Here is a 24,812-nt window from a genome sequence, read left to right on the forward strand (position 1 = left end):
GGTGGCTACGATGAATGTCAAAAACAGAAAATGTATTCGAAAGCTCAGCTTAAAATCTCTTTATGCGAACCGTCGCCGCAATCTGATCGCTATTTTTGCCATTGCGCTGACCACGCTGCTATTTACCTCCATGTTCACCATTGTCTTGTCGTTGAACGCCAGCTATGAAACCTACCAGTTTCGGCAGGTAGGCGGCTATGCGCATGGCACCTTTAAGGATGTTTCCCCCGAGCAGGCGGAACGCATCGCTGCCCACCCAAAGGTAAAGGCTACGGGGGCACGGAAGGTAATCGGTATCACTGCGGAGGGGGTCTTTGCCAAAATACCGGCAGAGATCAGCTACATGGATGCCAACTGCACTAAATGGAGCTATGCCACCCCTACTACCGGACGGATGCCCGAAAGCGGCAAAGAGGTAGCCATGGATACGGCAGCGTTGCAGCTGCTTGGCGTAACGCCGGAGCTGGGCGCCGAGGTCACGGTTTCCTATTCCATTACGGACAAGGATCAAACCGCCTTTACTGTAACAGATACCTTTACGCTGGTGGGCTATTGGGACTATGATGAACTAATGCCTGTTCATTACATCAACATCAGCCGTGATTACGCAGATGACATCGAAGCGCAGGCAGTGAAAACAGGTTTACAGCCTTTCCGCACCGATTTGAATGTCATGCTGACCTCCGGCACAAACATTCAAGGGCAGATGGAGCAGGTGGATACCGATCTTGGCTACACATGGGACAGCTATACTGATCCCAACAGCGTCCGGATCGGCGTCAACTGGGGATATACCTCATCCCAGCTGGAATCGCAGCTCGATCCAGAGCTGATGATCGCCATAGCAGCTTTTTTGCTGCTGGTGATTTTCACGGGGTATCTTATCATCTATAACATTTTTCAGATCTCTGTTGCGGGGGATATCCGGTTTTACGGACTTCTGAAAACCATTGGCACAACGCCCCGGCAGCTCAAACGCATCATTCGCCAGCAGGCACTTCTGCTTTGTCTGATCGGCATTCCGGCGGGGCTGCTGCTGGGCTACGGCATCGGCGCTGTTTTGATGCCTGTTGTCTTGCACTCCATCCAGTTGAATACAGGCATCACCACCATCAGCACTTCGCCTGTGATCTTCCTTGGTTCTATGCTGTTCGCCTTGTTGACGGTGCTTTTGTCCTGTTCCAAGCCCGGAAAAATGGCAGCCAAGGTCTCTCCGGTGGAGGCTACCAAATATACGGATGTGATGCAGACCAAGAAAAAACGGCGCAGCATCCGAGGAGCAAAGCTCCATCAGATGGCCTTTGCCAATCTGGTACGAAACAAGAAAAAGACGGTACTGGTGGTGTTGTCTCTGGCACTGTCGGTGACACTGTTCAATGCGCTGTGTGCCTTTGTGGGCGGCTTCAGCATGGAGAAGTATGTATCCGCCATGACCTGCGCCGATTTTATCGTCAGCACTCCCGACTATTTTCGTTATAACCCAGCAGATGAATTCATCACGCCGGAACAGATCGGAGAGATCGCAGCAAACACAAAGGCCAGTCTTTCCGGCACGGGATATGCTGTGCGAAAACCCGCATATCTGTGGATGACGGAGGATGCTCTGCGGCAGGACTATGCAAGGTACGAAAGCGCCGAGCAGTTGGACACCCATATGAGCCGCATGGAGCACCGGGGCAATATGGTGATGGGAGATACCAGAATCGAGGCTCTGGATAACAGTCTGTTTGACAAGCTGCAAGTGCTCGACGGAGATATTTCTCCTATGCTGGAGCCGGACAATAACGCCATTGCCATTGCGGTTTCCTTAGATGACTACGGTAATCTGCTCAATCCTGAATACTACCCCAAGGTGGGAGACACGATCACGGCTACCTATGCGGATGATGTGAAATATATCGACAGCCGCACCGGAGAACTCCGCACCGAAGATACACCGGAGGAGTACCGTCAGAAAAAACTGTATGGAGCCAGAGATGTAGAGTACACGGTCTGCGCCTTGGTAGAACTTCCGAATTCCATGAGTTATCGTTATAGCGGCGTTGGCTATGATGCAGTTTTGTCTGTGGACACCGCACAGAGGGACAGCGGTGGTGCAGCCATTCCGATGCTCTACCTGTTCGACACAGCGGACGAAGCGGACGAGGCCGAAGCAGAGCAATATCTATCGAAGCTCACTGCCGGTGAGTTTTCGCCCTTGATGTATGAAAGCAAGGCCACGGCTCGCTCTGAATTTGCTCAGTTCCGGCAGATGTTCCTTCTGATAGGTGGTATCCTCTGTGCTATCATCGGGCTGGTGGGACTCTTAAATTTCTTCAACGCCATGATGACCGGTATTCTTTCCCGCCGCCGTGAATTTGCTGTGCTTCAGGCTGTAGGAATGACGAACCGGCAGCTCAAAACCATGCTGATCTACGAGGGATTGTTTTACGCAATGTCCTCCGTAGCAGTGGCCTTTATTCTGTCGCTGGCGGTGGGACCTCTTGCAGGAAAAATGCTGGGCAGTATGTTCTGGTTCTTTGAGTATCAATTCACCATTCTGCCTGTCCTGCTGACAATTCCGGTATTTCTTCTGCTGGGGTGGCTGATTCCTTGCATGATGTATGACAACGCAGCGAAATGCAGCGTTGTAGAGCAATTAAGGGATGCTCAATGATTCTCCGCCTGCGGCGGGTCGCCTCAGCGACATAATTCTATACATCAGCACAAAAAATGGCGGGATTTCCCGCCATTTTTTATATTTGTTCTTTTTCGTATAATTTCTTGATTTTTTCCGCTACCTGCTGCAGTTTCTGAGCACGATAACCGAAGATTCTCAACGCCAGATCTCCGGTTGTGAGACGGGTAACGCCTCCATCTATTTCCGAATCTTCATCAAGGATCTGCCAGATTTTTTCCTGAAGTTCCAGATTGATTGCTGAATCTGCTGACTTTACACTCCCGGATTCCTGACTGCAACTTTCACCATCTCTGCTGCAGATCTTAGAAAGAAACAGGTTTGCCATATGTGTGTAGCCCTCGTACATTCCGATTCCTTCCATGGGCATTTTGTCCGGTTCGTAGCTGGTATTATCACGATAAATCAGTTTGTCTCCTCTGTACAACAGGACTTTTGAGGAGAATCTGCGGTACTGAAAACGTTCGTCATGAGCGTTTCGACCACAGGAGATGATCTCCAGCAGGAATAAACGGGAGGTTTCGTCTTCCAGATGGATAGTCATCTTGCTGTCAAAGGCTGACTGTGCGAAAGGAATCACCGGCTGTGGATAGTAATATAATGTGGCGTTTTTGTCTACCTGCACTTCAATGGTTCGGGCGGCTGAGCCTTCGTCCATTTTGTGGATTTTCTCAAAGGACTGGGACAGGACTTCCAGGTCTGCGCCTTCCTTTACATGATAGGAAAATTCCTGGGAATCGCCTGCCATAATTCCTGCGGAAGCACAGAGCGGCATGATCTGGATCCCACCGTTTTCTTTTTCGAAAGGCATCATGATCTTGTATGGTGCTGTAAAAGACAGATCTTCCAGAATAGTCCTTCCGTCTTTTAAGGCTGCGCAGGCGCTGATGCGGGATATTTTTCCGAATTTGTTATCCATAGGCATTTTCCTTTACATTCCTTCCAGGAGTACGTTTTTCTTGATCCACTCTACCACTTTATCTACGTTCTCATCTCCGCGGATATTTGTAAACTGGAATGGTCTGTCACCACGCATTTTTTTGGAATCTCTTTCCATTACTTCAAGACTTGCACCTACATATGGAGCCAAGTCTATCTTATTAATTACAAGAAGATCAGAACGTGTGATTCCAGGACCGCCTTTACGCGGAATCTTATCTCCTTCTGCTACATCAATGACGAAGATGGTTGCATCTACCAGCTCCGGACTGAATGTTGCAGACAGGTTATCTCCGCCGCTTTCGATAAAAAGAAGTTCAATATCAGGGAAGCGTTCCATCATCTCATCTACTGCTTCCAGATTCATGGAAGCGTCTTCACGTATGGCTGTGTGAGGGCATCCGCCTGTCTCTACACCAATGATCCTCTCTACAGGAAGAACGCTGTTCTTTGCAAGGAACTGGGCGTCTTCTTTTGTGTAGATATCATTTGTGATGACACCAATGCTGTAATCCTTTGCCATCTTTCTTGACAGTGCTTCAATAAGTGCTGTTTTTCCGGAACCCACAGGTCCGGCAACTCCGATTTTTACGTATGACATAACCGATTTCCTCTTTTCTACTTTACTTGTTGATAGCTTCTTATAATCTGTTTACTGACTTTCCACATATTATTTTTGAAGATTTCATATTATACACATGATTCTGTTTCTATCCACGCTTGAGCCTGGAATAAACTAATACCAAATTCAAGCTACGACATATATAGCCTGGAATACAACTTCTCATGCTGGATTCCTCTGATATCAAATCCAGGTGCAGAGAGACATAAGTCCTCCTCACTTCTGTTCATGACATCCTTTAATATCTCATCAAATTCCCCATAGCATCCGCTCAGAAGCTGCTGCCCGGATGTCTGGCTGAGGGGGATTGTTTTTACGCAGTTGGTGACGATTGCAGATGTCTGGGCATATAGATAATGTGTCAGCGCCTCTTCCAGAGGAATCTGCATTTCTGCACAGAAAACTCCGTAAATACAGCAATGATTTACTGCTTTTCCCTTTCTTGCATCCAGATATTCTCTGAAAATCCCTGTTTCGCTGATGGAAAGTCCAAGCTTTTCAATGGTCTTGGCAAAACGGGAACCCATTTTTCTGGCAGCTTCTCTCTGTTCCATAGGAATTCTGGATGCTTCCAGAAGTTCTTCCAAGTACAGAAGTTCCTGCAGGTCTTTTTTCTCTGCAGCTTCGTATGCAAGTCTGGCTGCCAGAAGTTCTGTATACGCAAGATTCCATTTGATTTTGTGAGTGATGTACTCTCTGGCTGTGTCTACATTATGGACAATTCCACGCTGAATATAAGTCTCAAGTCCCTGGGAGTGGGAATATCCTCCGATAGGGAACAGCGCATCATTTACCTGTAGAAGATAGAACTGTTTTTCTGACATGAAGAACCTCCGTTGTTATTAATGATGATGATTATGAATACTTGCAGAAATTCTCTTGTCAAAGTCCAGCTTCAACACTTCTTTCTCTGCCTGAACTCCATGGATTTTCTGAAGCATAACAAGCATTGGCTCATTATAGATCGTGATAAACGTATCATTCTCTCCCCAGAAAAGCGGTGCGTGTCTGTTTCCGATTTCATAGCAGACCTTTGCAGACATTTTCTCATGTCCGGGAGTCAGAGAAACACGGATAACTTCGCATGGCGGTGTGTTTACCACTACAAGCTTCTCATTATCTGCATAGATCACATCATCCTGATACAGACCTCTGGCGAGAATGGAATCGTCCATGCGGATTCCCACTTCTGTTCCTTTGTCTGTTATTTTTTTATGTATTTTCTTAAATGCTTCGTGCCATTCGATATCTACATATTCTATTGTTTTTCCTGTAATATCAAAATCATGAAGCTTTCCTAAAACCTGTTCACACAGCATTATTTTCAACCTCCAGAATCTGCTTTATGTTTTATTAATACCACCTGTTCTCCAATTGATAAGGTTTATTGATTGTGTTCTTACCAAATCTGAAGTAGCATCATAACTCCAGGAACCCATGCAGTTACGATTCCTTCAAATACCTGAAGATATGGAACGAATTTTCCCAGTTTTTTTCCGCAGATATCTTCTACGAAAGCAGTTCCCCAGAGAATTGCCCACAGATACCAGATTGCTGCCCAACGCAGATCCGGTGTGATTCCCAGTGCAGTGCTTCCTGTAAATCCCTCGATTGTACCGAAGATCACCGCATTGATGGCTACAAAAGTAGAAAACCATGCAAATGGGATAGGGCTTGCTTTCAGGAATTTACTCAGGGCTACGAAAAGATAGGTAAAACAGAACAGCAGTCCTGTTCCTGCTGCATAATAATTGCCCTGCACCAGATTGACAAAGTTAATAAATAAAGAAAGACCACCTGTAAAGATGTTCATAATGGCGGTTGATTTTCCGTCTACATTGTATAAAGAACACATACCATTGTTGATCAGTACGATTCCTACGAATAAAAGACAAACTCCTAACATAATATTCTCTCCTCTCCTGCTTCTTCAGTATATTTTTCTGTTTATATTTCGTAAGTGGAAATACTTTTATTCAACACGCATAACAAGATGAATAAATCCAGCTTATTTTCATATAAAAATCAGAATTTTATACTGACAGGACTGTCATTATATTGTTTGGTAAGTTCTTATAAAAGTTCTCACAAAACTCCATAAATAACAGTCCTGCGAATATCATTTTTATGATCAGATAACCAGAATGTAATGGTTTAAAGTTGTTTAGAACAGACTGTAAAGCTGTGTCAGCGGAAGTTTCTCTGCCGGTTTGGAAGTGATCTCTTCGCCGTCAACAGTAACCTTATATGTCTCCGGATCTACAGTCAGTTCCGGTGTTCTGTCGTTAAATACCATATCTTTTTTGCTTATATTTCTGCATCCCTTTACAGGTACTACAGTTTTCTCAAGACCGTATTTCTCTTTTACATTTTCATCCATGGCAGCCTGGGATACAAAGGTCAGGCAGGCTTCATTCTTAGCTTTTCCATGTGCAGCAAACATTGGCTGATAGAGAACCGGCTGTGTAGTCGGAATGGATGCATTTGCATCGCCCATCTTAGATGCAATGATCATACCGCCTTTGATGATAATATCCGGTTTTGCGCCAAAGAATACAGGATTCCAGAGAACGAGGTCTGCGAATTTACCTTCTTCCACAGAGCCCACATACTGTGAAATACCGTGTGTGATTGCCGGGTTGATGGTATATTTGGAGATATAACGTTTTACACGGAAGTTGTCATTGTCATGTCCTGCATCTTCCGGAAGTGCACCTCTCTCATCTTTCATCTTACTTGCTGTCTGCCAGGTACGTGTGATAACCTCACCTACACGTCCCATAGCCTGAGAGTCAGAGCTCATCATACTGAAGATACCCATATCATGAAGAACATCCTCTGCTGCGATTGTCTCAGGACGGATTCGGGAATCTGCAAATGCAACATCTTCCGGGATTCTCTTGTCAAGATGATGGCAGACCATCAGCATATCCAGATGCTCATCCAGGGTGTTTACTGTATATGGCATTGTAGGGTTTGTGGAGGATGGCAGTACGTTCGGAGCTGCTGCTGCGCGGATGATATCCGGTGCATGTCCACCGCCTGCACCCTCTGTATGATAAGTATGGATGGTTCTGCCGCCGATAGCTGCAAGTGTATCTTCCACACATCCACCTTCATTTAATGTGTCTGTATGGATGGCAACCTGTACATCATATTCATCTGCCACATTCAGACAGTGATTGATAACTGCCGGTGTTGCGCCCCAGTCCTCATGGATCTTCAGTCCCATAGCTCCGGCCCTAACCTGCTCAATGAGAGGAGCTTCGTCTGAGCAGTTACCTTTTCCAAGGAAGCCTAAGTTCATCGGGTATTCCTCGGTTGCCTTTAACATCATTTTTAAGTTCCATGGTCCAGGTGTACAGGTAGTCGCATTTGTACCGTCTGCAGGGCCTGTACCACCACCGATCATAGTAGTTACACCGCTGTATAATGCACAGTCGATCTGCTGCGGACTGATGAAATGGATATGGGTATCAATTCCACCTGCAGTTACGATCATTCCCTCTCCTGCAAGTGCTTCTGTAGATGCGCCCACTGTCATTCCGGGTGTCACACCATCCATGATGTCCGGGTTTCCGGCTTTACCGATTCCTGCAATCTTGCCGTCTTTGATACCGATATCTGCTTTTACGATTCCTGTAGAGTCTACGATCAATGCATTGGTAATTACCAGATCCAGATCTCCGTCTTTACTGCAGGTTTTTACAGACTGTCCCATACCGTCACGGATTGTCTTGCCGCCGCCGAACTTTACTTCGTCTCCATAGGTTGTATAATCTTTTTCTACCTCGATCACAAGGCTTGTATCTGCCAGACGTACCTTATCTCCTGTAGTCGGGCCATACATTGCCGCATATTTGCTTCCGGAAATTTTTGTACTCATTGTTGTCCCTCCTTACAGAAATCCTTTTAATTTCGCAGTTTCCATGGATGCTGCTTTTGTATCGTCAGTTGCCTGGGCGCGGGTGAGATCATTCAGTCCGAATACTCTCTGTCTGCCTCCCATTTCTGTAAGCTGAACCTCTTTTTCTTCACCCGGCTCAAATCTTACAGATGTTCCTGAAGGAATGTCCAGATGATATCCATAGGCTTTTTCCCTGTCAAAAGAAAGGCATTTATTTACTTCAAAGAAGTGAAAATGAGAACCGACCTGAACCGGTCTGTCGCCTTTGTTTGCCACTGTTACTGTCACTGTTTTCTTGCCTTCATTAAGTGTGATCTCACGATCTGCGGCCATAATTTCACCGATCTTCATGCTCATTCTCCTCCTTACTGAATTGGATTATGTACTGTCACAAGCTTGGTTCCATCCGGGAATGTTGCTTCTACCTGGACTTCACCGATCATATCAGCAACACCGTCCATTACGTCATCCTTTGTAAGAATCTTGGTTCCAAGCTGCATCAGCTCTACTACTGTTTTACCATCTCTTGCAAGCTCCAGGAGTTCAGAACTGATATACGCAAGTGCCTCCACGTAATTCAGTTTCAGACCTCTTTCCTTTCTCTCTTTTGCAAGATTTCCTGCCATATGAAGCATTAATTTTTCCTGTTCTTTGGGATTCAGCCTCATGATATTCCTCCTCTCGAATTGTGCGGATTATAATATGCAAAAATCTGTTACTGTTCACTCCGTTCTCCGTAACGTAGCCAAAACACCTCGCGGGATAGTGGTGTGTGAACAGTAACAAAAATCTTCGTAGTACGCAAAAAAGAGCAGACAATGGGATTCTTTCTCAGACCCCATTGTCTGCTCTTTGCACGAAAATTTTTATATAGGGGATTATAACTTGTGTTTCTTTGATGGTCAAGATGTTTTTTGTGAACTTTTTGTTTTTTTTACATTACACCAACCATAACACTATCTTCTTTTTGTAACTCGAATTTTATAAAACTTTCGCAAGAAATTCTTTCGTTCTCTTATGTTGTGGCTTTTCAAATACTTCTTCTGGAGAACCGTCTTCTAATATAGATCCCTGATCAAAAAACAATACCCTGTCACTCACTTCTCTGGCGAATCCCATTTCATGGGTAACTATAAGCATTGTAATTCCCTCTCCTGCCAATTTCTTCATTACATCAAGTACTTCTCCTACCATTTCAGGATCTAATGCTGAAGTTGGTTCATCAAATAAAAGAATTTCAGGGTTCATAGCCAGTGCTCTTATAATCGCAACCCTTTGTTTTTGACCTCCGGAAAGCTTTGATGGATAAGATAGTGCTTTCTTCTCCAACCCAATTCTTTTTAACAGTCCTATTGCTTTTTCATCTGCTTCCTCTTTTTTCCATTTTCCTAATCTTACAGGTGCAAGAGTTATATTTTTCAGTACTGTCATATTTGGAAATAAATTAAAATGCTGAAATACCATTCCTACATTTTCTCGATATTTATCAATATCTTTCCTTTTTTCCAGAATGCTCTCCCCTTCTATAATAATTTCTCCTTCATCTGGTACCTCCAGAAGATTCAGGCATCTCAAAAAAGTAGATTTTCCAGATCCTGAAGGGCCAATAATACAGACACATTCACCTTTTCGTATCTCTATATTAATACCCTTGAGAACCTGCACATTTCCAAAAGATTTTTTCAGATTATGTACACTAATCACTTTGTCTCATTCTCCTTTCCATCTTTTCGAGAAATATAGAGAGTATTTTCACAATCAGATAATACATAATTCCAGCAGTTATCAACGGTATAAACATCTGATAGGTTCTTGATGAAACATAACTGGAAGCTTTGGTAAGATCCATAATACCTACATATCCCAAAATGGAAGTCTCCTTAATCAACTGTATAAATTCATTTCCCATTGCAGGCAGAATATTTTTTAAAGCCTGTGGAATGATAATAAATCTCATTGTATCTTTATATCCAAGTCCCAGAGATCTTCCGGCTTCCTGCTGTCCTTTATCAACTGCCATAATTCCGGCACGTATCACTTCAGACACGTAGGCACCACTGTTAATCCCGAAGCTCACAACTGCTGCCACATATCCCAACCGGCTATGAAAGACAGCAAAATACACGATCATCAATTGTAATACCGAAGGGGTTCCACGAATCACATCTACATATATATGGATAATCCTCGACAATACAGTTTCTTTTTTCTTACGATCGGCATTCAATTTTATCATTGCTGCCATTAATCCAATCACAGTTCCCAAAAGTACTGACATGATTGAAACCAAGAGCGTAACCTGTAGTCCATTCAGGTAATATTTCCAACGGTTATCCTGCAGAAAAATAAATTTGAAAGTTCCAATTATTCCTGTGTTATCTGCTATCTGAACTTGCGTTGTATCATTTTCTCCTGAGAAAAATTTTTCATAAATCTGGTCATATTCTCCATTATCTTTTAACTTTTTCAGTCCCTTATTTACTGTATTTAAAAGTTCTGCATTTCCTTTTTCAATACAATACACTGTATCCTCTTCCGTTCCATCCACTTTCTGATAAACAATATCATCATTCTGTCTGCAGTAAATCTCTGCCATAATAGTATCAATTAAGACAGCATTTACACCTCCGTTTTTCAGTTCCATTACTGCACTTGCAGCGTTCTTAAAGCGGACAACTGTTGCATTTTCAACAACACCATAATCTGTATTCTCTCCGGATACAATGAAATCACTCTGGGATCCTTCCAAAACTGCTACTCTTTTCCCGGATAATCCAGCAAAATCATACAAAGGTGTTTTCTGACTGCTTACAATACTCTGGGATCCCGTATAATAAACATCCGAAAAATCTACACTTTTTTCCCTTTCTTTTGTTGGTCCTATCGCTGCCGCAATAATTTGAATATTTCCGGTTTCCATAGAACCAACCAAAGAATCAAAGGGCATATCTTTCCATTCCAATTCCAGATTTTCTTCTTGGGCAATTGCTTCCAGAAGTTCATAATCAAAACCCGTGAGATTTCCATCACTGTCCAGATATTCAAACGGTGCATATTCTGCATTCGTTCCGACAGTTATCTTTTCCTTAGCATAGACACTCTGCGTTCTACATGCACATAAGAAAAACAGAGTAAGCATGATGCATGAAAAAATTTTTATTCTCATTTTATCACTCATAGCTGGTCTCCTATAATATGAGTTTTAGCGTATAAATGTTTCATATGCTTTCATATTCCGTTTATCTGCCCTAGCCGGATCTTTAAAATAGTCAAATTCTGTAATTTCCTGTCCGAGATATCCCTTATATCCATGACGATTGATTGCCTTCAGAAACTCCTCAAGATTATGCGTTCCATCCCCCCAAATCAGATGACCATAAGGATTTCCATCAATAAAATGCATGTGGATAATATCATCTCCAAGTATATCAAACCATTGATCAATTGTTTCACCGGCAACTCCCATTGCTGTGGTATCAATCATCGCTTTCAGATTTGGATGATCTACTTCATCCAGCATTCTTTTTACATCATATACCGTAGTAGCAAGGTTGGATTCCTGCGGGCGAAGAGATTCCATTGCCAGTCGGATATTTTTTGTTTTGGCATATTCTGCCAGAACAGACAGCATTTCCCTTGAACGTTTCCAGGCTTCCTCCCTGTCTTCATTCCAATATCCCCATCCTGAATTGATTGCCATTGTTTCTACACCCAATTCTTCACCGGCATCCAGAGCTTTCTTAAAATATGCCATACTTTTTTCAAACTGCTCTTTTTCCTGTGCAGCGAACTGATATTGGTATGTACAATTTTCCGGTGTAATCACCTTCACAGTCAAATCTCTTTCATCAAGAAGTTTTCTGACATGTTTACAGTCAGAATATTCTATATAGCTTAAAAAGAAATGCGGTGTTCCAGGCCATAACTCAATTGTTTTAAATCCGGCTTCTTTTTGTGCATCAAGAAAATATTCCAATGAATAAAATAAATAATGAATATTCATACCTGCCAATTGTTCTCTGTTGATTAATTTCTCCATTTTATCCTCCATGCTTTCTTCTGTTACCTGTTCACAGCTCAATAATACCCATATAATTTCACTTTCCTATTTTTCCAGTTTACTACCCATATATCTATGAAAATCAGGATCTGACGGAATATTCAAATCTATCTTTCTTGCCCGTGATGTCATAACAAACAACATTTGTACAGGCAGAATATATTCCAGAATTGAAAACTCAGGATCGTCTGTAAATTTACAGTTCAGTATATATTTTATATTTTCATCTACCTGTTTGGAATTAATCCCAAATAAACAGTAACCCTGCTTTGTATAATAATCGAACAATTTTTCCATTCGATTTCTTTCATAACCATTAGGTGGAAAAATATATAAAAAGTTAGTTTTTGAAGTGACAGCATTATACATACCATGCATAAATTCTTCTGCCTCATATCCCCTCACCGGAAATCTGCAGGTCTCAGAAAATTTTAATATTCCCTCCAGTAGCAAACTCTTCATTTTATTACCGGAAATAAGTATCATATCTTCATTATCTTTTAGTTTCTCTGATATTTCTGAGCACCAGAGTTTGCTTATCTGCAGAATATTTTTCATATTCTTTATTACAACATCTATTCGCTTTTTATAGTTTTCAGTTTCTTTTTCTGTAATCCTTCCAATGCTTTCGGCAGTATCAATAATCCATATCATCAAAGTCAATACTGTTGCCGTAAAACCTTTGGTTGTTGCACCAGCATCTTCATAACCACATTCAATATATATGTTAGCATCTGCATGTCTGGTAATTTCCGTATCATATTCACCGGTCATTGAAATTGTGGCAATACCGCGCTCTCTAACATCGTCCAGTGCCTTTATGACTGCTGCACTGGTTCCTTGTTGTGAAATTCCTGTTACCACTGCGCTTTTTGAAATAAATTCATAATCCTCTATAAGCATTACTGGGTATACAGGTGTAACCCGTATACCCAGTAATTTCTTTGCAAAATCGGCTACAGCTACTGCTGCATTATAAGAAGATCCTGAACCTGTCAGGTAAATTTCTGATATTTTCTTATCTTTCAGCACTCTGTTGCTGTCCTCAAGAATTTCCTTCTTATTTTCCAATATGTATTGCAGGATATCAGGAGTCTCATATATGTAATCCATTGCATTTCCATGGTACAGCATATATTTTCTCCTCTTTGTCATTCACTCTATATATTATATTTCTAATCCTCGTATGGTTTTCCGTATCCAAAAGCACCATTGAGTGTACATACATGTGCTGCAAATTTAGAAGCTTCTTTTAAAGAAGTACGGATTGCTTCCTGTCTGTCAGTTCCTCTTTTCAGCTGATCAATATAACAATCCATAAAAGAGGTCAGAAAAGAATCTCCGGCACCCATTGTATCTACCACATTGTCAATAAGTGTTGCCGGCTGTGTATAAAACTGTTCACCATCATACATAATGCAGCCTTTAGAACCTCTGGTAAGAGATACCAGCTCCGGTCCCAGGGAATGAATAAATTTCAGATGTTCTTTTGCTGCTTCATCATCTCCGTCAAAGGAACAAAATGCATATGTAATGTATGGTGCATATTTTTCATAATATTCTTTGGAAGAGTCATCAGAAAAATCGAAGGAAATTTTTATACCAGCCTCTTTCATAACTTTCAGCTGTGATTCTGTATAGCAATAATTTCCCGTATGCACAAAATCAAATTCTTTCATATATTCAAGGTCAAAACGGTCAAGAATATACGGAGTCTTTCCTCTTACTCCACCTTCATTATAATCCCCAAATATACGGTCTCCATCACGAAGTGTACATTTAGACCATCCGTTTTCTCCTACCAACTGTTTGCACTTTACAGTTTCAATTCCAAGTTCATTTAATACTGAAATTACAAATTCTGCAATGTCATCACTTCCAAAATATCCCATATATGCAGCTCTCTCTACACCAAACATTTTGGAATATGCACACAGATTTACACAATTCCCGCCTGGATACATCATATGAGAATGTTCATACAGATCAACTACATTATCACCAAATCCCAATACTTTTGTATTATACTTTACCATTTTTCTTCTCCTTTTTTATCTGGCAGATTCATATCTGCCAGACTTGTTACGAAAGAATATTAATATTCTACAACACCCATGTATCTTCTCATATCAAGAGGATGTCTTCTCTTGTCCTGTAAACCTGTACGATATGCTACTGACATTGCATAGAATACCATTGGGCAGAAATATTCATTTACGCTTTCGTCAATTGCATCAATTCCCAGTTCCTTAGCATCAATTACTTCATATTTCTTTCCATATTTTTTCAGGAAAGTAAGTGCTCGTTCATCCATAACTCTGGCTGCACCTGTTCCCATAAGAAGAATGTAGAGATGGTCTTCATCTGTGCACTCGAATGGTCCATGGAAATATTCGCCGGAATGCAGATAGCAGCAATCCATCCACTGCATTTCCTGAAGAGAACAGATAGAGAAACCATATGCCTGTGAATAAGAAGCACCAGAGCCCATAATATAAAGGAACGGCTCTTCAAAATATTTCTCAGCAAATACCCATGTACGGTTCTGTACTTTCTTTACTGCTGCACGGACAATACCGTCAGCTTTTTCAAGTCCATCCAGTACAGCTTCATATTTTGTATAAGATGGCTCCTGTAACTTCATCAGTTCATTAAGAACACGCATTACAATTCCCTGTGGTCTTTCTTTTTCATTTGTATCATCTTCCCAGCTATATACGACTGGATTCATATCTTCCTGTGCACAGATAGAATTTGGATTATGTGTCATAGTAATCACTGCTGCACCACGTTCTTTGGCAAGTTTCGCTGCATTTACAGTTTCATTTGTATTACCACCATGAGAGCAAAGAATTACAAGTGCTCCCTTTTTCAGAAATTTGGATGGGGATACAATCAACTCTTTTGCTGTAAGCCAATGAGAATGCATAGTTTCTGATTCTGCATTGATAAAATAGAATCCTGGATAAAGATCTACTAAAGAACCTCCACATGCTGTAAAAAATACATCATTAATCTGTCCCTGCTCTTCATAGATTTTTTTGATTAATTCTTCTGGTCTGTTCATTTTAATAATCTCCTTTTATTTATATTTTTTATTTTATAGTTTTCTATAATCCTGCTGAAATTGTACAGAATACAATTGCTATAACCGCCATGATCAAAAACATTTTCCAGATAGTTTTCCACCATTGTCCAAATGAAATCTTGCAGATTGCAAGCCCTGCTACTGTTGTTCCTGCTACCGGACTCATAAGATTTGTCAACTGATTTCCATACTGTAAAGCTGTAACTGCCGCTTCCGGATTTACACCATGAAGGTCACATAAAGGTGCCATGATTGGCATAGATAATGCTGCCAGTCCTGAGGAGGACGGTACTAACAATGTCAATAAAGACTGAACCACATACATCACTGCTGAGAAAACAACATTATTGGATTTTTCTACCAGTCCACTTAATGCATTTAAAATAGTATCAATAATCATCCCATCCTGCGCAATTACCATGATTCCACTGCAAAAGCCAATTACCATAGCTGCAAATGCAATATCCTTTACACCATTGATAAACTCTTCTGCTATTTCTGTTTCATTCATACCACCAAAGATTCCCATGAGGATTCCCATTCCCAGAAAGCACATGGATAATTCATTCATATACCAGCCATTTTTTACAAGTCCTACTACCACTATGACCATTCCGATCACAAAAGTGAGGAGCACCAACTTCTGACGAATTGTCATTTCCTGATTAAAATCAATATCCGTATTCATTTCTTTTTTCTTGATCAGATCATCCTGATACGTAATAGACTTTTCAGGATTTTTCTTAATCTTAAATGCTCTCCAGGTTACAAAAGCAATAACCAAAGCCATCATAATCGCAAACTGGAGCATTCTAAATACCAGCTGTGGATTTCCCTGAATCCCGGCAATGCCCTGTGCAATCAATACACAAAACGGATTTACTGTAGATGCAGCATAACCAACTGTTGCAGATAAGCAGACTGTCATAAAAGTAGTCATGGAATCATATCCCATTGCAAACATAATTGGCATGATCAACAAATAAAATGGAATCAACTCATCTGACATTCCAAAGGTACTTCCACCTAATCCAAAAAGAACCATTAGAATCGGTATGATCAGAATTTCTTTTGCTCCAAGTTTTTTCACAATCTTCTGAATTCCCATATTCAGTGCATTAGTCTTGGCCATAATCTGAAATACACCGCCGATAATAAAGACAAATGCAAGAACCTCTACCATCTGTTGAATTCCTTTTCCAGGTGCCATAAGTACCTGAGCAATTCCCTGTCTTAAATTTGTTCCATCTTCAAGAACTTTATCTACCGAATGATAAGTTCCTGCTACTGCTACACTTCTTTCTCCTGCAGAAGTTTCCACTACCTTTCGTTCAAACTCACCACTTGGAAGAATCCATGTAAGTATTGCCACTACAATGATCAGAAAAAAAATCAATGTGAGCACATGTGGCATATGAAGTTTGAATTTTTTCTTTTCTTCCATTTTACCTTCCCCTTTTCTTATTGTTTTCTGTCAGATCAATTTTTTTCTGTCTGACTTTTTTCTGTAAAAACGGTTCTTCCGTCCATGATTGTCATTACAACCCTTGCATCCTTGGCATCTACCGGATCAATTTCAAGTAAATTTCTGTCAAACACAGTAATATCTGCCAGTTTCCCTTCTTCTAACGTTCCAAGCACTTCTTCCATACCCAGATTTTTCTGTCCACCGATTGTCCATGCTTTCAGAAGTTCCGGTACAGTAAGAGTATTTTCCGATTGAAATGCCTCAGCACGTCCATCCATGTATCCTCCACAGGAATAATAGATAGATTCCGGTATACTGGTAAGCAGTAACGGTAAATCTGTGGCACCACTTAAATTCATTCCACTGTCTTGCATTTTACGGCGGTTCCAGTAATATTTTCCACGCTCTGCACCTATCGTCTGTTTAATATTATTAATCAGCACATCTGCCGGATCCAGTGACATAATCTGAAAATATAATTCTGCTGTTACCCCAATCCGACCAAGGATTTTCAGATCTTTTGGATCTGTAAACTCCATATCTGTAATTGCATGTCTGTTTTTCAGCTTTCCCTGAACCTTCTTGCATTTCTGATAAATTTCTGTAATTTTTCCTACTGCACCATCTCCCTGTGCATGTAAAGACCATCTGAAATCTTCTGCATCTGCTGCAAGAACGTCTTTTTCAATTTCTTCATATGGAACCGGATCTTTACAGCAGAAATCCTGATTTTCATATGGCTCTTTTAAATCACCCTTATAAGAAGCAATCGTACCATCAGTCATCCGGTTAAAACCACTGAAACGAATCTTATTTCCTGTAAACTGCTCTCTCATTCTGCGGGCATAAACAAGATTCATTCCTTCACCTACAGGCTGTGACATAAAGAAGGTTCTCAGATTAAGATCATCAGAATCTTCCAGTTCCTTAAGATAATCTGTAAATCCATAAAAGTCATCAAATCCCATTTCCTTTACAGTAGTTACCCCTCTGGAATTCATCATTTTCGTATAATCTGAAAATTCCTTTTTAATAAATTCCCGGTCATTCAGATATTCTCTCATGATGCGGTAATAGCTTTCCGGATAACATGTTTCTGCCGAAAACTGATAAATATTTCTGGCTTTCTGATTCATAATACAACAGGAACGATCTGCCGAAAAAATGATCACCGCTTTATTTGGAAATTTCTCTTCCAGCATTTCTTCTCCGTTCTGCCTGTCCCACATCTCCGGATTCCATCCATGACCCAGTAATGCTCCCTTCGGATGTTTCTTCTGCTCATATTTTCTCAGAATACAGCATCCCTCTTCATTATCTGTCACTTTCGAAAAATCTGCTCCTACATGATAAATTGCATATCCGGTAAAAAATGTATGAGTATCTGTAATTCCCGGCATAACCAGTTCATCCCTGAAATTAAGAACTTCCTGTGCCTGATCCAAAATATCTTTTTCAGGTTTTCCTGCTTTTTTTTCGACAATATGATTTCCACTTAAACACAGATATCCTTCGTAATCTTTCTCATTTATACCGTCAAAAAGATGTTTTGCAATAATCACTTTTGAAAATCTTTTTTTCATTTATCACGTCCTCCTTTCTTGGTTTGTATTATATCATCATATAACGTCATAATACAATATGATCTTTTGGTCAAATCATAACTTTGTGAATTCTTGATATTTTATTCTTTATTTTTTTGTCTATAACACACAAAAAAAGGATTTCCGTTTCTCATTTTCAAAGTATATTTCTGTGCTGAAAACAAGATTTGAAATCCTTCTTTTTGTTTAATATAACCTTTCGTGTTTAAACGGTTCTTCACCATCTATTAATATTACATTTTCGTTGTTTATATAGAAATTTTGTAACGTGAACCAGCAATAATTTCATAACTGATATATAAAGGTTCTTCTTTTTCATTATTAATATAGCTTGCCAGAATCATAACCGGTTCTCCTTCATTCATTCTAAGGTATCCTGACACTGGTTGAGAAACTGTACTGACTTCTACTGTACTTCTCGCTTTTTCAGATTCTTTCATATGATATTCTTTACTGAGAAGACGTGTAAGAGATCCATTTTCCAGCTTTTCCACCTGAAAATCCGGCAGAAAATCGGTTGGAATATAAATATGTTCATAAATAATCGGCAAGTTATCGGCTGACAAAATTCGTTCTATATGATATATCTTAGTATGTTCAGGTTTAAAAAAATCCTGCTGCCATTCCTGCATTTCCGTAATATGACAGGAAATGATATGTGAAGACGGCTTTCTTCCATTTGAACGACACGCTTCTGAAAAACTCATGTTGTTATCATTTTCTATTTTACGATATATTTTGGGTATTTCCACAAAAGTTCCTTTTCCCTGTCTTTTTACAAGAAATCCCTGAGAGCATAACTCTTCAATTGTTCTGCGTACTGTAATCCTGCTGACCTGATAGGCAGTGGATAATTCTCCTTCTGTGGGAATCTGATCTCCCTCCTTATATGTTCCCTTTCGAATCTGATCTTTTATCTCTTTCATTAACTGAGCATATAATGGTAACTGTGATTTTTTATCCAAACTCATTGATGACTCCTTCCATATGCAAACATTATATAATGTTATATTATATCATATTTCTTAGAAAATCGCAAAAAACTGTCAGAAAAAAATCAGAATCCGACATTGTCAGTGAACACGGGAGTTTGACAGTTGAATATAAGAAAAAATGCTTGCAGTCCTTATGGTACCTGCTTTTTTATGTCAAATTTTTTGCTTTATTTTATAGTATTATATAGCATTATTTTCAGAAGTGTGTAGAGGGATTTTCCATGAAAGTAACTACATCAAAATCAAAAAATTCGGAATCCTTTTATATTGCCAAAAGCTATATTAACAATAAGGGAAATGCAAATAAACAAACTTCTTTAAAACCACAGTATGCAAGATATCAGAAATCCGTTTGAGATGCCCAGATAGAACGTGCTGAAAAAATGCTCAGCACCGGTACGATAAAGAAGGAACGTAGGAATCCGAATGATCCTGCTCGATTCATAGGGAAAGTCGCAGCAACTGAAGATGGAGAAACTGCAAAGATCCACAATTATCTGGACACAGAAAAGATCGAACAGGAAGCCTTATATGATGGGATGTATGCAGTAACTACAGACCTCTTAGACGATGACGTAAAAGATATCTTAAAAGTCAGCGAAGGTCGTTGGAATATTATGCCGATATTTTAGAAATGCCGATTTTTGACTTTCTGAAATATTGGATTTATAAGACTTTGTAAATATATCGGCATTTCTCACTATAGAGACGTAATCAGTCATTATTATAGTATTTCATTTGATGAGTATGAGACAATCTATGAGATAAGCGATGTTGATGATGAAGACACGGTATAAACTTAGCGATAGTGACAGTTCCATCTTTAAGGATGATGTGATGTTCAAGTATGCCAATGACGAAGATACTATCAAGCGGCTTTGTGGATTGAAATAAATGCCGATAGTTCATTACTTGTGCCTGACATTGGGTCAGGCATGGAATCTTATAGAAAATTTATCGGCATTTCTAAAATATCGACATATGGGAAATCGAGAAATGTTTCCGTATAATGAAAACTGATTTTGAAACAAAACCATTTTTTCTTCAAGACGATATACGCATAAAAGCCCATTTCCTTATCTGTTTCCTTGCATTAGTGATATATCGTTACCTTGAAAGAGACCTGGAAAATGCCATCAGCTACGAAACGATCTTGGATAAACTAAGAACGATGAAAAGGCCGGGAATAAAATACTATATTCCAAAACAACACAAAAAATCGCCGAACCTCAGTAAAATCAAGAGGTACAGCAATTTTTTTGTTTAGTAACTGTCAAAGACAGGATTATAACTTGTGTTTCTTTGATGGTCAAGATGTTTTTTGTGAACTTTTTGTTTCTTCTTCTATTTCCATTATTCTGCTACAAGTCTGACCAATTTCCCAGATATCTTTGTTTAATTCTCCCCTTGACGATAAGCGCCCCCAAAGGTGTATCATAGTTTGGTGTTAAAGGAGGTAAACTATTATGTTTGAGACATTAGGAGAAAAGGCTGAAGAAAAAGCAATGGTGCAATTCCTTGAACGCTTTACGGACTATCCATTTCTGGTAAAGTTCAAGAATTCCGAATATCCGATCGGAGAGGGAGAACCCACATTTACAGTAAATTTTAAGGAAACAATTCCTCTGGCCGAGCTGCTCAAAAGCACTTCCCTGGCATTAGGCGAGGCTTATATGCGGGGAGATCTGGATATTGAAGGAAATCTTTACGAGGCACTGGATCATTTTCTGGGACAGATGAGCAAATTTTCTACCAATGAATCTGCTCTGAAAAAGATCATGTTCAGTTCTACATCCAAAAAAAATCAGGAAAAGGAAGTCACCAGCCACTATGATATCGGAAATGATTTTTATAAATTATGGCTGGACGAAACCATGAGTTATTCCTGTGGCTACTTCATTCATGACGATGACTCTTTATATCAGGCACAGGTTAATAAAGTAGATTATATTCTGAAAAAATTACACCTGGAAGAAGGTATGAGTCTTCTTGATATCGGCTGCGGATGGGGTTTTCTGCTGATTGAGGCTGCCCAAAAATACAAAGTACATGGTACAGGAATCACTTTAAGCCACGAACAATATACAGAATTCCAAAAGCGCATCAAAGATCAGGGCCTGGAAGATTATCTTACAGTGGAACTGATGGATTACCGTGATCTGCCGAAACATAACTATCAGTTTGACCGGGTAGTCAGTGTGGGAATGCTGGAACATGTTGGCCGTGACAATTATCAGCTCTTCCTTGACTGTGTAGAGAAAGTTCTGAAACCGGGCGGATTATTCCTGCTTCATTTTATCAGTGCACTGAAAGAACATCCGGGTGATCCATGGATCAAGAAATATATCTTTCCAGGCGGAACCGTTCCCAGTCTGAGAGAAATCCTGAATCATATGGCAGAGGACAATTTCCACACTCTGGACATTGAAAATCTGCGTCTGCATTACAATAAAACTCTGCTCCACTGGGAAAAGAATTTCCGTGAGAATATAGAAAAGGAAAAGACCATGTTTGATGAATCCTTCCTGCGTATGTGGGAACTTTACCTGTCAGCATGTGCTGCAACCTTCCATAACGGAATTATTGATCTGCACCAGATTCTGATGACTAAAGGAATCAATAATGATCTGCCAATGACACGCTGGTATTAAAATAACTGCCTGGATTTTTGTTTTTGAAATCCAGGCAGTATATATATGATATTCCAGTACAGACCAGTAATACATAGCAAGGGTTCTGAGCTGAATTTCTACCAGTTCCTTCTGTCTGCTCCTCTTCCTTTTTCCTCGGAACCGGCTTCTCACTCTGCTTATCCTGTTTTTTATTCTTTGATTTCTTTTTATTCATGATAGCCTGCACTTTCTGAAAATATTTGTATTTTTTATAATATATCATCTGCAGAGTATTTACATCAAAATCTATGTAATATGCAGGTAAAAGTTACTGGTAAATAAAGCCCGGTATTTACTCACTATTTTAAGTTTTAAGTATCAAGATTTATTCTATTTACAGGATTTTTGCCAGAAATTCTTTCGTTCTCTTATTTTCGAATCCGACGTTTTCAGTGAACAGTAATGAATCATCACAAAATTCATACAAGATGACACAGTATTCCATTGTTTCGCTGCATATTTACATGCTACACTTAACTCACATATCTTATGGGCATTTCGCCCGCAAACAGAAAGATTCAGGCCAGAAGGCCGGGAGGTTTTTATAATGATTATTTACGTTGATGCATCCGTAATCCAGACCGGAAACGGAACAAAAGAAAATCCATTCAAAACTATTCAGGAAGCCGCCGCAAAGGCACTTCCGGGAGATGAAGTCATCGTTGCACCGGGATTATACCGCGAAGCTGTTAATCCGATTCACGCAGGAACCGCAGACAAGCGTATCACCTACCGTTCTGCAATAAAAGGACAGGCTCACATTACGGGAAGCGAAGCTGTCAAAGACTGGGAAAATGTAGAAGGCACTGTATGGAAAGCAGTCATTCCGAACGGAATCTTCGGTAATTATAACCCATTTACTACCCTGGTATCCGGAGATTGGTTTATCGCTACATTTATTGCTCATACAGGAGATGTATATCTGAATGAAAAATCCATGTATGAAGTAACCACTCTGGATAAAGTTAAAAATCCACAAAAAAGTACTATCTCATGGGATCCTGATTTCTCTGTATATACATGGTACGCAGAACAGAATGAAGCCAATAATCAGACCATTATTTATGCAAACTTCCATGAAAAAGATCCCAATAAAGAAAACGTTGAGATCAGTGTAAGAAGAAACTGCTTCTATCCGGAAAGTGAAGGAATCGGATATATCACTCTCTCCGGTTTCCGTATCAGTCAGGCTGCTACTCAGTGGGCTCCTCCTACTGCTTATCAGGAGGGAATGGTCGGTCCTCACTGGTCCAAAGGATGGATCATCGAAGACTGTGAAATCTATGAATCCAAATGCAGCGGTATTTCTCTTGGTAAATATCTGCAGCCTGAAAATGATAACAAATGGTTAAAATGGAAATACAAAGACGGAACTCAGACAGAACGCGACTGCATCTGCCAGGCTTCCTATGAAGGATGGGATAAAGAACACATCGGTTCCCATATTGTACGCAGATGTGAGATCCATGACTGCGGTCAGACAGGTATTGTAGGACATCTTGGAGGCGTATTCTCTGTTATTGAAGACAACCATATTCATCACATTAACAACAAGCAGAATCTGGCAGGAGCAGAGATCGGCGGTATCAAAATGCATGCTGCTATCGATGTTATTTTCCGCCGCAACCATATCCACAACTGCACCCGTGGTCTGTGGCTTGACTGGCAGGCACAGGGAACCCGCGTTACAGGAAATCTCTTCCATGACAATGCTCTTCCAAATGATTTCGAAGCAGGCGATGACGCTGTCACAAGCGTAGGAGAAGATATCTTCGTTGAGGTTTCTCATGGTCCGACATTGATCGACCACAATATCCTGCTGTCTGACCGTGCACTGAAAATTGCAACCCAGGGTGTTGCCCTTGTACATAACCTGATCTGCGGCGGCTTCGTTTCTGTTGGTATCGGTACAGACAACGGTGCACCTGATATTCCATCTCCGAGATATACTCCATATCACACCAAACACGGAACTCAGGTTGCAGGATTTATGACCATCCTTCATGGAGATGACAGATTCTACAACAACATCTTCGTTCAGAAACCGATCCGTCCTTGTATGCAGGATCTAGCTGATCTTATGGGTAACAATGGAAATATGTGGGATGAATGCAATGTGATCACAGGAACTTTCAAATTTAACGGATATCCAACCTTTGATGAATGGAACAGACAGTTCGAAGGTTACTGCGGAATGGGTTCTGAAACAACAGGCAACTGCTATTATGATCATCTTCCTGTATGGGCATCCGGCAATCTCTATTTCAATGGAGCACGTGCATGGGAAAAAGAAACAGATGCAGTCACAGATGCAGAACACACTGTAGATATCTCTGTTGAAGAGAAAGAAGATGGCTGGTATCTGAAGACCAACCTGTATGATATCATCAAAGAAGAAAACGACGGTATCATCTCAACTGAAACACTTGGTATGGCATTCGAACCGGAGCAGAAATACGAAAATCCTGACGGAAGCCCGATTATCTTTAATCAGGATTTCTTTGGAAATCACAGAGATGTCAAAACTGTCGCAGGACCATTTACGGATAAAAAAGCATCTGAGCAGAAGCTCTTTTAACCTGATATCCATATAGTCAATAGCTTTACCATATATAAACCATACATAAAAACAGCTATGAAGAGTACAGATATTTTTATCTGCTACTCTTGCATAGCTGTTTTCTTATTTTGTCATATTTTTTTATAGCAGTCCTAATAAATAATGCATTTAAGACAGTTCAGCAGAGTGCGAAAGACAAGGAAGATATATGACGCAGAAT

Annotated in this window: 21 protein-coding genes and 2 pseudogenes; 6 read left to right on the forward strand and 17 right to left on the reverse strand. The window is 40.4% G+C overall.

What is annotated here, in order from left to right; genetic code table 11:
• Positions 1–10 precede the first annotated feature (10 nt).
• Positions 11–2,656 (forward strand): ABC transporter permease, encoded by a 2,646-nt coding sequence (locus tag NQ550_RS18555; protein ID WP_025577738.1) that lies wholly within the window; start codon positions 11–13, stop codon positions 2,654–2,656.
• A gap of 79 nt (positions 2,657–2,735) precedes the next feature.
• Here NQ550_RS18555 and NQ550_RS18560 read toward each other — a convergent pair whose 3' ends face one another.
• The 17 genes from NQ550_RS18560 to NQ550_RS18640 form a co-directional block, all read right to left on the reverse strand.
• Positions 2,736–3,596, reverse strand: a complete 861-nt coding sequence (locus tag NQ550_RS18560; RefSeq protein WP_020993180.1) for an urease accessory protein UreD — start codon at positions 3,594–3,596, stop codon at positions 2,736–2,738.
• Between the two features lie 12 nt (positions 3,597–3,608).
• Complete coding sequence (ureG, locus tag NQ550_RS18565; RefSeq protein ID WP_008705089.1) at positions 3,609–4,217, reverse strand: urease accessory protein UreG; 609 nt, start codon at positions 4,215–4,217, stop codon at positions 3,609–3,611.
• Between the two features lie 152 nt (positions 4,218–4,369).
• Positions 4,370–5,062, reverse strand: a complete 693-nt coding sequence (locus NQ550_RS18570; protein ID WP_008705090.1) for an urease accessory protein UreF — start codon at positions 5,060–5,062, stop codon at positions 4,370–4,372.
• Positions 5,063–5,080: 18 nt separating this feature from the next.
• Positions 5,081–5,557, reverse strand: coding sequence for an urease accessory protein UreE (locus NQ550_RS18575; RefSeq protein WP_020993181.1), 477 nt, complete (start codon positions 5,555–5,557; stop codon positions 5,081–5,083).
• Positions 5,558–5,637: 80 nt separating this feature from the next.
• A complete protein-coding gene (locus tag NQ550_RS18580; protein WP_008705095.1) occupies positions 5,638–6,144 on the reverse strand; it encodes an AmiS/UreI family transporter in 507 nt (168 codons plus the stop codon).
• 258 nt (positions 6,145–6,402) lie between these two features.
• A complete protein-coding gene (gene ureB / locus NQ550_RS18585) occupies positions 6,403–8,124 on the reverse strand; it encodes an urease subunit beta (protein WP_025577732.1) in 1,722 nt (573 codons plus the stop codon).
• A 12-nt stretch (positions 8,125–8,136) separates the two neighbouring features.
• Positions 8,137–8,496 (reverse strand): urease subunit beta, encoded by a 360-nt coding sequence (gene ureB, locus NQ550_RS18590; RefSeq protein ID WP_019163039.1) that lies wholly within the window; start codon positions 8,494–8,496, stop codon positions 8,137–8,139.
• 14 nt (positions 8,497–8,510) lie between these two features.
• Positions 8,511–8,813: an urease subunit gamma gene (gene ureA, locus NQ550_RS18595; protein WP_008705098.1), complete on the reverse strand. Its 303-nt coding sequence runs from the start codon at positions 8,811–8,813 to the stop codon at positions 8,511–8,513.
• A gap of 313 nt (positions 8,814–9,126) precedes the next feature.
• Entirely contained in the window at positions 9,127–9,849 is a 723-nt protein-coding gene (locus NQ550_RS18600) for an amino acid ABC transporter ATP-binding protein (protein WP_025577728.1), read from the reverse strand.
• Positions 9,842–11,323 (reverse strand): ABC transporter permease subunit, encoded by a 1,482-nt coding sequence (locus tag NQ550_RS18605; RefSeq protein WP_025577726.1) that lies wholly within the window; start codon positions 11,321–11,323, stop codon positions 9,842–9,844. The genes NQ550_RS18600 and NQ550_RS18605 overlap by 8 nt, the downstream gene beginning before the upstream one ends.
• Before the next feature lie 24 nt (positions 11,324–11,347).
• The gene (locus NQ550_RS18610; RefSeq protein ID WP_025577724.1) at positions 11,348–12,184 is read right to left on the reverse strand and encodes a sugar phosphate isomerase/epimerase family protein; all 837 of its coding nucleotides are present in this window, start codon (positions 12,182–12,184) and stop codon (positions 11,348–11,350) included.
• Between the two features lie 66 nt (positions 12,185–12,250).
• Positions 12,251–13,360 carry an SIS domain-containing protein gene (locus tag NQ550_RS18615; protein WP_081703191.1) on the reverse strand — a complete coding sequence of 370 codons (1,110 nt, stop codon included), beginning with the start codon at positions 13,358–13,360 and terminating at the stop codon, positions 12,251–12,253.
• Positions 13,361–13,380: 20 nt separating this feature from the next.
• A complete protein-coding gene (locus NQ550_RS18620; RefSeq protein WP_025577722.1) occupies positions 13,381–14,241 on the reverse strand; it encodes a PfkB family carbohydrate kinase in 861 nt (286 codons plus the stop codon).
• A gap of 59 nt (positions 14,242–14,300) precedes the next feature.
• Entirely contained in the window at positions 14,301–15,272 is a 972-nt protein-coding gene (locus NQ550_RS18625; RefSeq protein WP_025577721.1) for an SIS domain-containing protein, read from the reverse strand.
• Positions 15,273–15,315: 43 nt separating this feature from the next.
• A complete protein-coding gene (locus NQ550_RS18630; protein ID WP_025577720.1) occupies positions 15,316–16,737 on the reverse strand; it encodes a YfcC family protein in 1,422 nt (473 codons plus the stop codon).
• A gap of 35 nt (positions 16,738–16,772) precedes the next feature.
• Entirely contained in the window at positions 16,773–18,344 is a 1,572-nt protein-coding gene (locus tag NQ550_RS18635; protein WP_025577718.1) for an amidohydrolase family protein, read from the reverse strand.
• Positions 18,345–18,613: 269 nt separating this feature from the next.
• The gene (locus NQ550_RS18640; RefSeq protein WP_025577717.1) at positions 18,614–19,336 is read right to left on the reverse strand and encodes a GntR family transcriptional regulator; all 723 of its coding nucleotides are present in this window, start codon (positions 19,334–19,336) and stop codon (positions 18,614–18,616) included.
• A gap of 347 nt (positions 19,337–19,683) precedes the next feature.
• On the opposite strand from NQ550_RS18640, the pseudogene NQ550_RS18645 reads away from it, so the two are divergent.
• The 5 genes and pseudogenes from NQ550_RS18645 to NQ550_RS18660 form a co-directional block, all read left to right on the forward strand.
• Positions 19,684–19,989 (forward strand): annotated as a pseudogene (locus tag NQ550_RS18645) (IS1634 family transposase); the annotation flags it as partial.
• Between the two features lie 142 nt (positions 19,990–20,131).
• Positions 20,132–20,254, forward strand: a complete 123-nt coding sequence (locus tag NQ550_RS18650) for a hypothetical protein (protein ID WP_259838393.1) — start codon at positions 20,132–20,134, stop codon at positions 20,252–20,254.
• A gap of 88 nt (positions 20,255–20,342) precedes the next feature.
• Positions 20,343–20,534: pseudogene (locus NQ550_RS23100) on the forward strand (IS1634 family transposase); the annotation flags it as partial.
• 292 nt (positions 20,535–20,826) lie between these two features.
• Positions 20,827–22,011: an SAM-dependent methyltransferase gene (locus NQ550_RS18655; RefSeq protein WP_025577714.1), complete on the forward strand. Its 1,185-nt coding sequence runs from the start codon at positions 20,827–20,829 to the stop codon at positions 22,009–22,011.
• Positions 22,012–22,579: 568 nt separating this feature from the next.
• Positions 22,580–24,610: a right-handed parallel beta-helix repeat-containing protein gene (locus tag NQ550_RS18660; protein WP_025577710.1), complete on the forward strand. Its 2,031-nt coding sequence runs from the start codon at positions 22,580–22,582 to the stop codon at positions 24,608–24,610.
• The last annotated feature ends 202 nt before the right edge of the window (positions 24,611–24,812 follow it).

Source organism: Blautia wexlerae DSM 19850 (assembly GCF_025148125.1).
Taxonomy (GTDB): domain Bacteria; phylum Bacillota; class Clostridia; order Lachnospirales; family Lachnospiraceae; genus Blautia_A; species Blautia_A wexlerae.

Excerpts from the sequence above, each read along its gene's own strand:
- ureB (WP_019163039.1), bottom strand. The coding sequence starts at position 8,496 with ATGAAGATCGGTGAAATTATGGCCGCAGATCGTGAGATCACACTTAAT.
- NQ550_RS18655 (WP_025577714.1), top strand. The coding sequence starts at position 20,827 with ATGTTTGAGACATTAGGAGAAAAGGCTGAAGAAAAAGCAATGGTGCAA.
- NQ550_RS18620 (WP_025577722.1), bottom strand. The coding sequence starts at position 14,241 with ATGGTAAAGTATAATACAAAAGTATTGGGATTTGGTGATAATGTAGTT.
- NQ550_RS18580 (WP_008705095.1), bottom strand. The coding sequence starts at position 6,144 with ATGTTAGGAGTTTGTCTTTTATTCGTAGGAATCGTACTGATCAACAAT.
- NQ550_RS18660 (WP_025577710.1), top strand. The coding sequence starts at position 22,580 with ATGATTATTTACGTTGATGCATCCGTAATCCAGACCGGAAACGGAACA.
- NQ550_RS18610 (WP_025577724.1), bottom strand. The coding sequence starts at position 12,184 with ATGGAGAAATTAATCAACAGAGAACAATTGGCAGGTATGAATATTCAT.
- NQ550_RS18640 (WP_025577717.1), bottom strand. The coding sequence starts at position 19,336 with ATGAGTTTGGATAAAAAATCACAGTTACCATTATATGCTCAGTTAATG.
- NQ550_RS18570 (WP_008705090.1), bottom strand. The coding sequence starts at position 5,062 with ATGTCAGAAAAACAGTTCTATCTTCTACAGGTAAATGATGCGCTGTTC.
- ureB (WP_025577732.1), bottom strand. The coding sequence starts at position 8,124 with ATGAGTACAAAAATTTCCGGAAGCAAATATGCGGCAATGTATGGCCCG.
- NQ550_RS18635 (WP_025577718.1), bottom strand. The coding sequence starts at position 18,344 with ATGAAAAAAAGATTTTCAAAAGTGATTATTGCAAAACATCTTTTTGAC.
- NQ550_RS18555 (WP_025577738.1), top strand. The coding sequence starts at position 11 with ATGAATGTCAAAAACAGAAAATGTATTCGAAAGCTCAGCTTAAAATCT.
- ureA (WP_008705098.1), bottom strand. The coding sequence starts at position 8,813 with ATGAGGCTGAATCCCAAAGAACAGGAAAAATTAATGCTTCATATGGCA.
- NQ550_RS18605 (WP_025577726.1), bottom strand. The coding sequence starts at position 11,323 with ATGAGTGATAAAATGAGAATAAAAATTTTTTCATGCATCATGCTTACT.
- NQ550_RS18615 (WP_081703191.1), bottom strand. The coding sequence starts at position 13,360 with ATGACAAAGAGGAGAAAATATATGCTGTACCATGGAAATGCAATGGAT.
- ureG (WP_008705089.1), bottom strand. The coding sequence starts at position 4,217 with ATGTCATACGTAAAAATCGGAGTTGCCGGACCTGTGGGTTCCGGAAAA.
- NQ550_RS18625 (WP_025577721.1), bottom strand. The coding sequence starts at position 15,272 with ATGAACAGACCAGAAGAATTAATCAAAAAAATCTATGAAGAGCAGGGA.
- NQ550_RS18630 (WP_025577720.1), bottom strand. The coding sequence starts at position 16,737 with ATGGAAGAAAAGAAAAAATTCAAACTTCATATGCCACATGTGCTCACA.
- NQ550_RS18560 (WP_020993180.1), bottom strand. The coding sequence starts at position 3,596 with ATGGATAACAAATTCGGAAAAATATCCCGCATCAGCGCCTGCGCAGCC.
- NQ550_RS18575 (WP_020993181.1), bottom strand. The coding sequence starts at position 5,557 with ATGCTGTGTGAACAGGTTTTAGGAAAGCTTCATGATTTTGATATTACA.
- NQ550_RS18650 (WP_259838393.1), top strand. The coding sequence starts at position 20,132 with ATGTTGATGATGAAGACACGGTATAAACTTAGCGATAGTGACAGTTCC.